Here is a 14,332-nt window from a genome sequence, read left to right on the forward strand (position 1 = left end):
TCATTCGCCGACTGCAAGGGGGCTGTGTCCAGATTACGCATGTTTCATGTTACGCGTATCAGGAACGATTGACATCCGCCAGCCACCTGCCAAGATTCAACCTTGGGCATAGGGCCCGGCCGGGGTCACGGGCGAATGCTGCTGCCGCGAATGAAGCTCGCGCGACTGTTCGATGAGGCTTTCCATGCGATGGCCGATCTGCACTGGACCCTGCTTTTCCTGCTGATCAGCTTGCATGCCGTCTCGACCTGGGTGCTTTTCGTGCTCTTCGGAGAAACGGAACTGACGGCCCCAGCGACGTTTTTCTACTGGTACGCCACCACGGCCTATACGGTCGGCTATGGGGATCTGAGTCCCTCAAGCGACGGCGGCAGACTGATCACCGCCCTGTGGGTCTTTCCAGGGGCCATCGCCGCATTCACCACCGTCGTCGCCAAGGTCTTCGCCGCCATCGGCGAAGTCTGGCGCCTCCGCCGCGCCGGCAAAGGAGACTACTCCAGGATGACCCAGTCCATCGTGCTGATCGGCCATCACGCCGCTCGCACCCCGAAAATGATCGCCGAACTGTGCTCGGACGTGGCCCACGACCAGACCCTGGTGTTGCTGACGCGCCAGACATTGACCGATATCGACTCGCGCGTCCGCTACGTCCAGTCCGAGAGCCTGACGTCCACCGAGGCCCTGACGCGGGCCGGCGTGCGCGAGGCCAGCCGCGTGCTGGTCTTTACAGACTCGGACTCCGACACCCTGGCGGCGACGCTCGCCGCGACGGCCCTGGCCCCCGCCAGTGCCCACGTCGTCTGCTATTTCGAAGACGAAGATCACGCTCGTTTGATCGACCAGCATTGCCCAGAGGTTGAGGTGATCCTGTCCGCCGGCCCGGAGTTGGTCGCGCGCGCCTGCAAGGACCCCGGCGCCAGTCAGGTCATCAGCGCCCTGACCAGCCATCTCGACGCCAGCGCGACCCTGTTCAGCCTGCAATGGCCGGATCGCGCGGCGCGTCCGTTCGGCGACCTGGCCAGAGTCCTTCTGGACCGGGGAGCCACGCTTCTGGCCATTCAGCCCGGACAGGACACCCGCCCGACCTTCAACCCGCCGGCAGACCGCCGCGTCGAACCAGGCGATCGTCTGTTCTATGTCGCGTCGAATAGGCTCGATGCCTCGGCAATCGCGGGGTAAAGACCGGGCCATGTTCAAGCGTCTCTTCGGCGGACTGCCTCCACCCGAGCCTACAAACCGGCTGGCGATGGTGCGCAACATCACCGTGGGCCGCACCGTGTCCCTCGACCCGCTCGCCTGGCGCCGGCTGCAGCCCGAGACAGTCTTCAACCTGGACACCGACGCGCTGGAGATCACGGCCCAGGGCACGATCGCCCTGGACAGCGGCCAGCATGTGCATCGCTTCTACACCGACGACCACGTGATGCTGCAGGCCATGAGCGACGACGCCACCGGCGCCGAGGCCTATGATTTCTCCCTGTTCATTCCCTGGACAAGCGCCTATCCGCCCGGTCCGCGGGAGCGCCGAATCTGGACCGACCGGCTGAGCGAGCCCGTGTTCGACGGGACGGCGGAGGAGCTGCCGTCCTACCCCCGTTACTGGTTCGCCGAGAGCGACGCGCGCCAGCCGCCGGTGACGCTGTGGGAATCGATCTGGGACGACCGCACGGCGACCGTTCCCCATGGCCGGATCTTCCAGACCTGCATGCTGTATGCGCGGGACCTGTCGGGCGGACGCGAACTGATGCTGGCGCTGGAAATGGAGCCCGAGAAGGCGCCAGGGAAATCCGCCGACATCAGCCACGAGATCATGGTCGGCATCCCCCTGGAAGTCGGCGAGTTCACGGCGTGAGCCGTCCCACGACAATGGAGCACTGAGACGATGGACTGGTTTGCATTCCAGACGGGGGCCACGGCCTTCGTCATCGCCTTCGCCGCGGCGGGGGTCTTCACCGTGGCGTTCAAGCTGATCTACCAGTGGATCACGCCCTATCACGAGCGGACACTGATCCGGGACGGCAATCCGGCGGCGGCCATTGCCCTGGGCGGTGCCCTGATCGGCTATGTCCTACCGCTGGCCTCGGCCCTGTCGCATACGGTCAGCCTGATGGAGTTCGCGGCCTGGGCGACGCTCGCAGGCATCATCCAGATCCTGGCCTTCGTGGTCGTCAGCAAACTGGCGTTCAAGAACCTCGCGACCCGCATCGAGGCGGGCGAGATCGCCGCCGCCATCTATCTGGCCTCCATTTCCATCTGCGTCGGCTTGCTGAACGCCGCCTGCATGACGACGTGAGGGAAACATGAGCGACCTTCCCGAGACCACCACAATGCGCCACCTGAAGCGTTCGCGCACACTGCAGGTCACCAGTCTGATGGCGACGGCCTCCTTCTCGCTCGCCGCCTGCGGCGCGCCGCAGGTCGCCGTGCCGGAGCCCGTGCCGGCCCTCGCCTATACGTCCCTGGACGAGTGCAAGGCCGCCAATGACATCACCGACACGGAATGTGACGCCGCCGACGCCAACGCCCGCACCCAGGCCGAAACGACCGCGCCGCGCTATGCCACCCAGTCGGAATGCGAGGGCCAGTGGGGTCCGGACCAGTGCCGTCCGAACAGCTCCGGCGGCTCATTCTTCACGCCCCTGCTGACCGGCTTTGTCATCGGCCAGATGCTTAACGGCGGCGGCTATCGCGGCGGCGGCGGCCTCTACCGCGACCGCAACGGCAATTTCCAGAACGGCTATGGCGGCGGATATCTGAGCCGCGACTATCGCACGGGGCGCCAGGTCGCCAATGGCCGCGACTACGGGACCGACGTCGCGCGTCAGGCGCCGAGCCGCGTCCAGAGCCGCACGACCGTGGTCTCGCGCGGCGGCTTCGGCGGCGGCGGACGGGGTTACGGGGGGTAGGCCCCTCTCCCCTTGCGGGAGAGGGCTTGAGCGCCCGAGAGCGAAGCGAACGGCCTCGCGCGAAAGGGGGAGGGGTCGAGATGCCTCTCCGGTCAGCGCCCCGCGTCACCCCTCACCCGACCGCTCCAGAACGACGGCTTCGCCGCCGTGCGCGATCTCCCTCTCCCGCAAGGGGAGAGGGTCTTCTTCTAGTGCCCGCCGCTCACCGTTGCCGCGACCTCGCCCCGCACCTTGGTCCGGGCCGCTGCGATGGCGAACACCGTCAGCGCCACATAACCCAGCAGCGGCACCCAGAAGGCCGGGTTCAGCACCCCGCCCGCGCTGTCCGCGATCCGCCCTGCCAGCAGCGGCAGGACGGCGCCGCCGATGATGCCGAAGACCAGCAGGCCCGAGGTCGCCGAGGTCGGGGCTGAGGACCGCTCCAGCGTCAGGGTGAAAATGGTCGGGAACATGATCGAGTTGAACAGCCCGATCGACAGGGCTGCATAGGCGGCCGTGGTCCCGCCGGTCTGGATGACGACGAAGCACAGGATGCCTGCCGCCACGGTGCACATCGCCAGCAACCAGCCGGCGGGAATGAAGCGCAGCAGGAGCGTGCCGACGAAACGGCCGACCATGGCGCCGCCCCAGTACAGGGCGACAAGCTTGCCGGCCTCCTCCAGCGGACGGTTGAGGATGCTCTCCGAGGCTAGGAAGTTGGTCATCAGCGAACCGATGGCCACTTCGGACCCGACATAGATGAAGATGGCCACGGCGCCGAAGAGCGCCCAGGGCGAGCGGAAGGCAGTCAGGAGGTTGGAACCGGCCGCGTCGGTCACCGGAGCGGCCGCATTGATCTGTTTCCGCGCCGAGAAGATGAAGGCGGCGACCAGGGCGAAGAAGCCGCCCAGCGCCAGGAAGGCCAGGTCGATGGCGCGCATGGACTCGCCGCGAGTAGCGACAGTGACCACCGCGCCGGCCGCGAACACGCCGCCGGTTAGAAGGACGTGCGACCCCAGCCACGGCCCAATCGTCGTGCCGAGCGAGTTGAAGGCCTGCGACAGCGTCAGGCGCAGATGCGAGCTCTTCTTCGCCCCCAGCTCGGCGACCAGCGGATTGGCGGCGACCTGCAGCAGGGTGACCCCTGAGGCGATCACGAACAGGGCGATCAGGATGCCGGGATACCAGTCGACCATGGTCGAGAGCGGCACGATCAGACAGCCCGCCACCATCGTCGCCAGAGCCGCCAGGATGGCCCGGCTGTAGCCGAGGCGGGCGAGGACCGCAGCCGCCGGCAGGGAGGCGACCCCATAGGCGATGAACCAGGCGAAGGTGGTCAGGAAGGCCTCGGTGAAGCTGAGATCGAACACCCGCCGCACAGCCGCGATCAGCGGATCGATCAGCGAGGTCGCGAACCCCCAGGCGAAGAACAGCGTCGTCACATAGGCGAAGGCGAGGGTCGTGCCCTTCGTCGGGGTCGTGGTGGTCTCGGTCATCCTGGCCTCGTTTCCTGTCGGGCGTTGGTCGCCCGTAACCGCTTACGTCCCATGGGTCACGCGGATCGTCCGCGCCGTCCAGTGCGATCTTCCGCCCGTAACGAAAAGTGGCCGTGCAAGCGGACCCGCACGGCCAGTTTCACGCCTCAGGAGGCGGCGGCCACACCCCGGCCCCTCGGGGCAAGGGGACGGGGGCGACCAATGATCGGATCAGTATTTGTAGTTCACACCGATCAGGAAGGTCCGGCCATAGGTCTGATAGTCGATGACCTGACGCTCGTCGCCGTTCTGGAAGGTCTGGAACGGCTCGTCGGTCAGGTTATTGACCTGGAACAGCACCGAGGCGCCCTCGAGCATGCCCGACTGGAACTCGTAGCCGACCTGGGCGTCGACGACGTTCTCGGCGGCGACACTGCGCAGGGTACGGCCGTTGCCGAAGCCGGCGACTTCTCCGAGGAAGTCGGAGCGATAGCGGTTCGAGATGCGCGCCTGGAAGTCGTTGGCCTCGTAGTAGACAGTCAGGTTAGCGACTGTTTCCGACAGGCCTGGCAAGGCCGTCGCGGCCTGGCCGTCCGGCTTGATCTCGCTGGAGGTCTGCGAGACCGAGGCCTGCATACCGAAGCCTTCCAGCGCCGGGTGGACGATGTCGAACGGCATCGACAGGGCGAACTCGATGCCCGAGATATAGCCGCCCTCGCCGTTGTCCGGGGCCGAGACCACGCCCTGGTTGATCACCGGGACGACAGAGCCCGATGGGTAGCCGCTGAAGTCGAAGATCTGGTTCCGCGTAAAGACGAAGGTCTCCAGGTCCTTGTAGAAGCCGGCGATCGAGACATAGCCCTGACGGTCGGCGAAATATTTCTCGAACGAGATGTCATAGACGTTGGCGATGGTCGGCATCAGGTCCAGATTGCCGCCCGAGCCGCTCCAGGGCGAGTTGAGGTCCGGACGCGCCGCCGGCGTGTTGTTCGTCACGTTGAAGCTGAAGTTCCGCGACGCGCGCATATCGTCCATCCGAGTCCGGGCGAGGGTGCGGGCCGCGGCGAAGCGCAGGAACATGTCATCCTGAACTTGCAGAATGAAGTTGGTGGAAGGCAGGAACTCCTCGTACTCCCGACCGCCGGACACGGCCCTCGAGACGGTCGATGCGCCGCTGCCCGAGGCTGCGAAGCCGTTCGAGCTCTGATCCGTGCCAATGTACTGCAGGCCGATGTTGCCCGTCAGAGGCAGGGAGCCCAGCATGTGATCGATGTTCAACTGGACGTAAGCCGTGTTGACCTTCTCGGTCACTTCCCAGTTGCCCGAACGCACATCGGCGTTGGGGTTGCGGACCCGGTTGTAGAAGCCGGAGTTCACCAGGCCCAGCGCGTCATAGCTGATGACGCCGCCCAGGCCGAGGTATGTCAGCTGGGTCGCGGGCAACAGGAAGGCGGTCGGCACGACGGCCGAGGCGCCGCCCGGAACGCCGAGGAAGAACTGGTCATTGACGAAGGTCTTCTCGCGCTCGGAGATGTTGACGCCGAACTTGATCGAGGAGAACGGACCTTCGCCGTTGAACTGGTGGCGAGCTTCGAGGCGCACAGCCTTGAGCTCGTCGTCGATGCTCGGGTTGTTCAGGTAGCCGTCCTGGCCGCCCGGAATGATGTCGCCGCCCCAGCCTTGCGGGCTGGTCAGACGGATCAGGTTCGGATCGGCATAGTTCAGGTTGTGGGTGAAGACGGGGACGTTGTTCTCATCCAGGCGGAAACCGAGCGTGTCCAGTGCTCCGGCGACGTCGCGTCCGGTGCCGGAATAGGTTTCCAGCACGACGTCCTCGCGCTCGACCTTGGAGTAGCTCAGGTCGGCCATGAACGACCAGTCGTCGGTCGCGTCGAAAACCGTGTTCCAGCCCAGCGAGGTGATGTTGCTGTCGCGGGTGTTGACGTCGTTGCGGATGACGCCCTTCACATTGTTGAACGTTCCGGCGGTGACGAAGCCGTTGGCGACTGTGGCACCGGTCTGCAGCGCCGGGCCGGGACGGCAGGTCGCCGTCTGCACCTGGGTCGGGCAGTTGCCCGAAGAGCCGCCCCACCACAGCGGGAACTCGATGCCGCGCAGGATCTGGGTGTTCTGGAACTCGGAATAGAAGCCGTCGATGGTCGAATGGAAGCGATCGTTCGGGCGGAACTCCAGCGTGCCCATGAAGCCGTCGCGTTCCAGCTCCGATGACATGACATAGGGCTTCACGCCGCCGATGACGAAGGCGCCCGAGCCGGTGGTCGGATAGCCCCAGGCGTTATAGCGCTCGGACTGATAGGGGCTGGTGATGTGGGCGTAGCCCAGGGCGATGCCGATCGTGTCGTCCGCGAACTGGTCGATGTAGGACACGCTGTAGCGGACGCCGCTGTCCTCGGTGCCCGAGTTGAGCGCGCCGATGTCGTTCTGCTCGTAACGGACGTTGGCGGCGATGGCGCGACGGCCGTAGGCCAGCGGGCGGATCGTCTGCAGGTCGACCGTGCCGGCCAGCCCCTGACCGATCAGCTGGGCGTCCGGGGTCTTGTAGATGGTGACGCCGCTGAGCAGTTCCGACGGGTACTGGTCGAATTCGACGCCGCGGTTGTCGCCGGTGGTGACCTGCTCGCGACCGTTCAGCAGGGCGGTGGTGAAGTCGGGACCGAGGCCGCGGATCGAGATCAGCTGACCCCGGCCGTCCAGGCGCTGGACCGTCAGGCCCGGCAGGCGCGCCAGGGATTCGGCGATGGAGACGTCCGGCAGCTTGCCGATGTCCTCGGCCGTGATGACCTCGACGATGGAGGTGTTGCGGGCCTTGGCGGCGATCGAGCTGGCGATCGAGCCACGGATGCCGGTGACGATGACTTCTTCCACCTGGGTGGCGTCATCGTCCTGTGGAGTGGTCTGGGCCTGTGCGCCACCGGTGACAACCAGCATTGCCAGGACGCTCGCCGCGCCTCCGGCCATCAGACGCGCACGCGTGTTGAAGCGGTTCCTCATCGTCTTCCTCCCTGCGGCCATCTCGCGTTTCTGACGAAGCGATCCCGACCTGTTACGCAAATCTATGCAAACTCTGCGCAACCTTGCAAGCTTGTAATGCGAGGGTTCGAAACAAGGCGAACCTGAAATCCAGCGACTCCGCCCAATATTGCGGCGCAACATATGCACAGCCTGAGCGAAGAGGCGTCACCGTTGCTGCATTGACACGGCGAACTGAGCCTGCAAAATCTTGCAAAGAGTTCTGCCGGGCCTTGTATCCGGCGACCAGGAAGGGAGGAGATAGAGCGATGACCACATCATCCCGTCGCGTCCCGAGCATGGCTCGGGGCCTGACCCTGGGTCTCATGACGACGCTGCTGGCCTCCACCGCGCTTGCGCAGACGCCGGACTATCGCGCGCGCCTGCCGCAGGACGAGGTGATCTATTTCCTGATGCCGGACCGGTTCGACAACGGCGATGCGTCCAACGACACGGGCGGCATTTCCGGCGGGCGGCTGGACCACGGCTTCGACCCGACGCACGAAGGCTTCTATCACGGCGGGGACCTTGCCGGGATCGAGCGTCGGCTGGACTACATCCAGGGCCTCGGCGCGACAGCCATCTGGATGGCTCCGATCTTCAAGAACAAACCGGTGCAGGGCGAGCCGGGCCGCGAGTTCGCCGGGTCGCACGGCTACTGGATCACCGACTTCACCCGCGTCGATCCGCATTTCGGCGACGAGGCAGCGATGCGCGCCCTGGTCGAGGCCGCCCATGCGCGCGGCATGAAGGTCTATATGGGCATCGTCGCCAACCACACGGCCGACGTGATCCGCTATCGCGAGTGCCCGGCCAACGACTGCGCCTATCGCAGCCGGGCGGACTATCCGTTCACCCGTCGGGGCGGTGTGGACGGCGAGGCGATCAACGACGGTTTCACCGGGCGGAATTTCGACCGGCTGACCGACACCGACTTCGCCTGGACCCCCTACGTCCCGGCGGGCGAGGAGACGGTGAAGGTCCCGGCCTGGCTCAACGACCCCGCCTATTACCACAACCGTGGCGACACGACCTTCCGGGGCGAGAGCTCGCTAGACGGCGACTTCGCCGGCCTCGACGACCTGATGACCGAACACCCGCGCGTGGTCGAGGGTATGATCGAGATCTTTGGCGACTGGATCGACCGCTACCAGATCGACGGCTTCCGTATCGACACGGCCCGGCATGTGAACCCCGAGTTCTGGCAGGCCTTCGTCCCGGCCATGATCGCGCGGGCAGAGGCCAACGGCATCCCGAACTTCCACATCTTCGGCGAGGTCTATGACGTCGATCCGGCGGTGACGGCGCGCTTCACCCGCATCGACGGCTACCCGGCGGTGCTCGACTTCGGCTTTCAGTACACGGTGACCGACATCGTCGCCCGCGACGCGCCGCCCGATCGCCTGGCCAGGGTGTTCGCCTCGGACGCCCTCTACCAAGGCGGCGAAATCGGCGCGCTCGGCCTGCCGACCTTTCTCGGTAATCACGACATGGGCCGGATCGGCGGCTTCATCCTGACGGCCAAGCCAGACATCTCGGATGAAGAACTGCTCCAGCGCGAGACCCTGGCCCACGCGATGATGATGTTCTCGCGCGGCACCCCGACCCTCTACTACGGCGACGAACAGGGCTTCTCCGGCGCCGGCGGCTACGGCAGCGCGCGTCAGGACATGTTCGAGACCCAGGTCGCCTCCTATCGCGACGACCGGATCGTCGGTGGAGCCCCGCCGACCTTCTCGATCGAGGCCCCGCTGTACCGCGCGATCGCCGCGATGGCTCGCCTGCGCCAGGCCGATGTCCGCCTGCGCCGGGGTCTGCAAACCGTGCGTTTCGCCGCCGAGGCGCCGGGCCTTCTGGCCGTATCGCGCCGCATCCTGGACACGGCGGGCGAGACCCTGATCGTCTACAACACCTCGACCGCACCGATCACGGCGAACATCGAGGTGGACGCCGCCTCCGCCGACTGGTCCTCTTTGCGGGGTGATTGCCCCATGTCGGCGACCGCCCCCGCCAGTATCCGGGTCACCGTGCCCGCGCTCGATTATTTGATCTGTAGTTCCGAAGGTGTGCGTTGACTGCTGAACCCCTGAGCCAAGACCTGTACGCCGTCCCCGGGGGCGAGGCCGCGCCGCATCGCGAGTGGTGGCGCGGGGCCGTCATCTATCAGGTCTATCCGCGCAGCTTCGCCGACACCAACGGCGACGGAATCGGCGACCTGCCAGGCATCACCGCGCATCTGGGGCATGTCGCCTCGCTGGGCGTGGACGGGGTCTGGCTGTCGCCCTTCTTCACCTCGCCGATGAAGGACTTCGGCTACGACGTCGCCGACTATGTCGGCATCGATCCAATCTTCGGCACGATGGAGGATTTTGACCGGCTGGTGGCGCGAGCGCACGAACTGGGCCTGAAAGTCATCATCGACCAGGTCTATTCCCACACCTCGGACCTGCATGAATGGTTCCAGGAAAGCCGCCAGGACCGGACCAATCCCAAGGCCGACTGGTTCGTCTGGGCCGACGCCAGGCCGGAAGGCTCGCCACCGTCCAACTGGCAGTCGGTGTTCGGCGGCCCGGCCTGGACCTGGAATGCACGCCGGCACCAGTACTACATGCACAACTTCCTCAAGGAGCAGCCGCAGCTGAACGTGAGGAACGCCGAGGTCCAGGAGGCTCTGCTGAGCGTGGCCCGCTTCTGGCTGGATCGGGGGGTGGACGGGTTCCGTTGCGACGCCCTGAATTTCTCGATGCACGACCCCGCCCTGACCGACAACCCGCCGGTCCTGACGCCCGGCAAGCGCACCCGATCGTTCGACTTCCAGCACCACGACCACAACCAGTCGCATCCCGACATCCTGACGTTCCTGACCCGGCTGCGTCAGACGACCGATTCCTATGACGGGGACCGGTTCCTGGTGGCCGAGGTCGGGGGCGAGAAGGCCAACGAGGAGATGAAGCTCTACACCGAGGGCGCCGACCGGCTGCATTCGGCCTATGGCTTCCTCTATCTGTATGCCGACAAGCTGACGACGGATCTGGTCGATCGCGGCCCGGCAATGTGGCCGGGGACCGAGGGCGAGGGCTGGCCGTCCTGGAGCTTCTCCAATCACGACGCGCCACGCGCCCTGTCGCGCTGGGCAGAAGGTCGCGACCCCAAGGCCTTCGCCGAGATGGCGCTGCTGCTGCTCATGTGCCTGCGCGGCAACGTCTTCGTCTATCAAGGCGAGGAACTGGGACTGCCCCAGGCCGAGGTTCCGTTCGAGCGGCTGGTCGATCCCGAGGCCATCGCCAACTGGCCCGACACCCTGGGCCGCGATGGCGCCCGCACCCCCATGCCGTGGAAGAGCGACAACGGCTTCGCCGGTTTCTCGGAGCACGAGCCCTGGCTGCCGGTCGATCCGCGTCATCGCGCCCTGGCGGTCGAGGTGCAGGAGAAGGATCCGAATTCGACCCTGCATCTGGCGCGTCGCCTGATCGCCCTGCGTCACAGCCATCCAGCGCTGCGCACCGGCGCGATGACGATGCTGAAGGACGCCGGCGAACTCCTGCTGTTCCGGCGCGAGGGCGGCGGCGAGACCCTGCTCTGCGCCTTCAACCTGGGTCACGATCCGATCGCCTGGACGCCGCCCGCGGGCTGGTCCGTGGTCGAGGCGGTGAACCAGCCGGACGCACGATCCGGTCAGCTTGCGCCGATGGCGGGGCTGATCTTCTCCGGGCCGACCGGATGACCTCAGCCGCCGCACGTCTCCCTGATGATCAGGTCGGTGGGGATGCGTTCGGAGCGCCCGCCGCCCTCGCCGGCGTGGTCCAGCAGTTTAGAGACCATCAGCCGGCCGGCCTTCATCGTGTCCTGGGCGATGGTCGACAGGGCCGGACGGCTGTAGCGGCTGAAGGGCACATTATCGAAGCCGATCACCGACACGTCCTCGGGCACCCGTTTGCCGGCATGAAGCAGGGCGCGCACCGCGCCGAGCGCGATCAGGTCGGACGCCGCGACGATGCCGTCGAAATCCAGTCCCCTGCGGATCATGGAATCGACCGAAGCCTCCGCGCTCTCGACCTCGAAATGCGCGGGGACGATCAGGTCGGGATCGACGCCCAGACCCGCCGCCTCGCAAGCCTCGGCATAGCCGCGCTGACGCTGCATCGCCTCGGGCGGTTCGAGGTCGCCGAGGAAGACGATGCGCTTCCTGCCCAGCCGCGCCAGATGCGCCGTCGCCCGGCGTCCGCCGTTGATGTTGTCCGAGCCGATCGAGCAATAGTTCTGGTCCGGCAGTTCGGCGCCCCAGACCACGAACCGGCCGTCCGTCTCCGCCATCCGGTTGAAGGCCGAATGCAGGGTCGATTGACCGAGAAAGATCACTCCGTCCGCGCGGCTGGTGTTCATGGCCGCGTTCAGATCATCGATGTTCGCCGGCGAGACGTGGCTCATCACAAGGTCGCAACCGCGCTCGCGCGCCGCCTCCCCCACCCCGGCCAGAAGCTCAAGGAAGAAGGGATCGCTCAGACGCCCTTCACGCCCCTGCGGTCGCGGTGTCACCAGGGCGATGGTGCCCGAGGCGCCGATGGGGCCGGCGGGCATGTAGCGGCGGAACGGATAGTCGTGCTCGCGCGCCAGCTTCCAGATCGCCTGTTTGGTGCGCGCGTTCACCGCCGGGCTGTCGTTCAGCGCCCGCGAGGCGGTGGAGATCGACACCCCGGCCAGGGTCGCGATGTCTTCCAGACGGGTGGATCGCTTGCTCAAGCCCGCCCCGCCGATACTGCAAATTTTGCTGCAAACCACGTCATCGCCGCATCTGCATCCGTTGCGCGGCGCTTGGCAAGGGCTTCGATCCAGAAGCTTTAGAGGAGTGAAGCCGATGCGTATTCCGTTGCTTGTGCTGGCGCTGGTCGCCCTCTGTTCGCCGGCCGTGGCGCAGACCCCGCCCCCGGCGCAGGCAACCGTCTCCTCGCCCGACGGGTCGCTGACGGTCAGTGTCACGACCGACGGCGACGGCCGCCCGAGCTACGCCGTCAACCGCCTTGGCCGCCCTGTGATCGCCCCCTCGCGCCTCGGCTTCATCCTGACCGATGCGCCGAAACTGGAGCGCGGACTGGTCGTTTCGGCCGAACCCGCCACCGATCACGACGATACCTGGGAGCAGCCCTGGGGCGAGCGCCGGTTCATCCGCAACCACTACCGGGAACTGCGCGTGCATCTGCGCGAACGCACCGCCCTGGCGCGGATCTTCGACGTCGTGTTCCGCGTCTATGACGACGGTTTGGGCTTCCGCTACGAGTTCCCGCAGCAGGACGCCCTGCCAACCGTCCGCATCGGTTCGGAGCTGACCGAGTTCAACATCGCCGAGGACGGCGAGGCCTGGTGGATCCCCTCGCACGAGTGGAACCGCGAGGAATATCTGTATCACCGCACCTCGATCCAGGAGGCGTCGAACACCCAGACGCCGATGACGATGCGGCTGGACTCGGGTCTGCATGTCTCGATCCACGAGGCGGCCCTGATCGACTATGCCGGCATGAACCTGCGCCGCGCCGAGGGCCGTCGCTTCGTCGCCGACCTGACGCCCGGCTTCACCAACGCGGCGGTTGAGCGCGAGGCGCCGTTCAACACACCATGGCGCACCCTGCAGATCACCGACACGGCCGGCGGCCTGGTCGAATCCGCCCTGATCCTGAACCTGAACGCCCCCAATGCGATCGGTGACGTCAGCTGGTTCCGGCCGATGAAATACGTCGGCGTCTGGTGGGAAATGCACCTCGACCTGAAGACCTGGAACGCGGGTCCCCGTCACGGCGCAACCAATGACAACACCCGCCGCCACATCGACTTCGCCGCCGAGAACGGCTTCGGCGGGGTGCTGGTCGAGGGCTGGAACGTCGGCTGGGACGGCGACTGGTTCGGCAACGGCTGGGATTATTCGTTCACCGAAGCCTATCCCGATTTCGACATCGAGGGCCTCGCCGCCTACGCCCGCGAGCGCGGCGTCCAGCTGATCGGCCACCACGAGACCGGCGGCAACGCCTACCACTACGAACAGCAGATGCAGGCCGCCTTCGATCTGAATCAGCGGCTGGGTATCACGACGGTCAAGACCGGCTATGTCGCCGATGCCGGCGGAGCGCGGGTCACCGGCCCGGACGGCCAGCCGACCTTCGCCTGGCATGAGAGCCAGGCCATGAGCCGCCACCATCTGGCCGTCGTGCGCGAGGCGGCCGAGCGCCACGTCGCGATCAACGCCCACGAGCCGTTCAAGGATACGGGCCTGCGTCGCACCTACCCGAACATGATCTCTCGCGAAGGCGCGCGGGGCACGGAGTTCAGCGCCTGGGGCCAGCCGGGCAATCCGCCCGAGCACGAGGTCAACCTGGTCTTCACCCGCCTTTTGGCCGGGCCGATGGACTATACGCCGGGCATCTTCGGCATGGTCACCCGCGCGCCCGACGGAATTGCCACGACCTGGGCCAAACAGCTCGCGCTGTATGTGACGATCTACAGCCCGATCCAGATGGCGGCCGATCTGCTCGACAACTACGAGGCCAATCCGGCCCCCTTCCAGTTCATCAGGGACGTCGCTGTCGACTGGGACGAGACCCGGGTGCTGAACGGCGAGGTCGGCGACTTCGTCACCATCGCGCGCAAGGAGCGCGGAACCCGCGAGTGGTTCCTGGGCTCGATCACCGACGAGAACCCGCGCGTACTGCAAGCGTCACTGAGCTTCCTTGAGCCCGGGGTCCGCTATCGCGCGGAGATCTACCGCGACGGTCCCAACGCCGACTGGCGAGATGGAGACGGCCGCAGCCGCACCGACATCGTCATCGAGCAGCAGGAGGTGACGTCGGCCGAGACCCTGACCCTGCGGCTCGCACCCGGCGGCGGCCAGGCCATCCGGTTCGTGCCGCTCGGGAGCGCGCGCCGGTGACCCCGCCCTCCGCCCTCCTGACCCTT

Annotated in this window: 10 protein-coding genes; 7 read left to right on the top strand and 3 right to left on the bottom strand. The window is 66.4% G+C overall.

The window, feature by feature from the left end:
* Positions 1-135 precede the first annotated feature (135 nt).
* From ACP7AU_RS10245 to ACP7AU_RS10260, 4 genes are read left to right on the top strand one after another with little or no spacing between them, the layout of a single operon-like run.
* Positions 136-1,179, top strand: a complete 1,044-nt coding sequence (locus tag ACP7AU_RS10245) for a potassium channel family protein (protein ID WP_426051338.1) — start codon at positions 136-138, stop codon at positions 1,177-1,179.
* Positions 1,180-1,189: 10 nt separating this feature from the next.
* Positions 1,190-1,852: a YjfK family protein gene (locus tag ACP7AU_RS10250; RefSeq protein WP_426051339.1), complete on the top strand. Its 663-nt coding sequence runs from the start codon at positions 1,190-1,192 to the stop codon at positions 1,850-1,852.
* A 30-nt stretch (positions 1,853-1,882) separates the two neighbouring features.
* Positions 1,883-2,293, top strand: a complete 411-nt coding sequence (locus ACP7AU_RS10255) for a DUF350 domain-containing protein (protein WP_426051340.1) — start codon at positions 1,883-1,885, stop codon at positions 2,291-2,293.
* 7 nt (positions 2,294-2,300) lie between these two features.
* Entirely contained in the window at positions 2,301-2,906 is a 606-nt protein-coding gene (locus tag ACP7AU_RS10260) for a DUF1190 domain-containing protein (protein ID WP_426051341.1), read from the top strand.
* A gap of 188 nt (positions 2,907-3,094) precedes the next feature.
* On the opposite strand, the gene ACP7AU_RS10265 is transcribed toward ACP7AU_RS10260, so the two are convergent.
* Both ACP7AU_RS10265 and ACP7AU_RS10270 read right to left on the bottom strand, forming a co-directional pair.
* Entirely contained in the window at positions 3,095-4,381 is a 1,287-nt protein-coding gene (locus ACP7AU_RS10265; RefSeq protein ID WP_426051342.1) for a sugar MFS transporter, read from the bottom strand.
* 210 nt (positions 4,382-4,591) lie between these two features.
* Complete coding sequence (locus ACP7AU_RS10270; RefSeq protein WP_426051343.1) at positions 4,592-7,372, bottom strand: TonB-dependent receptor; 2,781 nt, start codon at positions 7,370-7,372, stop codon at positions 4,592-4,594.
* 287 nt (positions 7,373-7,659) lie between these two features.
* Between ACP7AU_RS10270 and ACP7AU_RS10275 the strand changes: the two genes are divergently transcribed.
* The gene (locus ACP7AU_RS10275) at positions 7,660-9,465 is read left to right on the top strand and encodes an alpha-amylase family glycosyl hydrolase (RefSeq protein ID WP_426051344.1); all 1,806 of its coding nucleotides are present in this window, start codon (positions 7,660-7,662) and stop codon (positions 9,463-9,465) included.
* A gap of 11 nt (positions 9,466-9,476) precedes the next feature.
* A complete protein-coding gene (locus ACP7AU_RS10280) occupies positions 9,477-11,114 on the top strand; it encodes an alpha-amylase family glycosyl hydrolase (RefSeq protein ID WP_426051369.1) in 1,638 nt (545 codons plus the stop codon).
* Positions 11,115-11,116: 2 nt separating this feature from the next.
* Here ACP7AU_RS10280 and ACP7AU_RS10285 read toward each other — a convergent pair whose 3' ends face one another.
* Positions 11,117-12,169, bottom strand: a complete 1,053-nt coding sequence (locus ACP7AU_RS10285) for a LacI family DNA-binding transcriptional regulator (RefSeq protein ID WP_303694001.1) — start codon at positions 12,167-12,169, stop codon at positions 11,117-11,119.
* 76 nt (positions 12,170-12,245) lie between these two features.
* On the opposite strand from ACP7AU_RS10285, the gene ACP7AU_RS10290 reads away from it, so the two are divergent.
* The gene (locus tag ACP7AU_RS10290) at positions 12,246-14,306 is read left to right on the top strand and encodes a glycoside hydrolase family 97 protein (protein ID WP_426051345.1); all 2,061 of its coding nucleotides are present in this window, start codon (positions 12,246-12,248) and stop codon (positions 14,304-14,306) included.
* Positions 14,307-14,332 lie beyond the last annotated feature (26 nt).

Source organism: Brevundimonas sp. SL161, from assembly GCF_049896985.1.
Classification (GTDB): domain Bacteria; phylum Pseudomonadota; class Alphaproteobacteria; order Caulobacterales; family Caulobacteraceae; genus Brevundimonas.

Coding starts and splice junctions, on each gene's coding strand:
- ACP7AU_RS10265 (WP_426051342.1), bottom strand. CDS start 4,381: ATGACCGAGACCACCACGACCCCGACGAAGGGCACGACCCTCGCCTTC.
- ACP7AU_RS10245 (WP_426051338.1), top strand. CDS start 136: ATGCTGCTGCCGCGAATGAAGCTCGCGCGACTGTTCGATGAGGCTTTC.
- ACP7AU_RS10255 (WP_426051340.1), top strand. CDS start 1,883: ATGGACTGGTTTGCATTCCAGACGGGGGCCACGGCCTTCGTCATCGCC.
- ACP7AU_RS10250 (WP_426051339.1), top strand. CDS start 1,190: ATGTTCAAGCGTCTCTTCGGCGGACTGCCTCCACCCGAGCCTACAAAC.
- ACP7AU_RS10270 (WP_426051343.1), bottom strand. CDS start 7,372: ATGAGGAACCGCTTCAACACGCGTGCGCGTCTGATGGCCGGAGGCGCG.
- ACP7AU_RS10290 (WP_426051345.1), top strand. CDS start 12,246: ATGCGTATTCCGTTGCTTGTGCTGGCGCTGGTCGCCCTCTGTTCGCCG.
- ACP7AU_RS10260 (WP_426051341.1), top strand. CDS start 2,301: ATGAGCGACCTTCCCGAGACCACCACAATGCGCCACCTGAAGCGTTCG.
- ACP7AU_RS10275 (WP_426051344.1), top strand. CDS start 7,660: ATGACCACATCATCCCGTCGCGTCCCGAGCATGGCTCGGGGCCTGACC.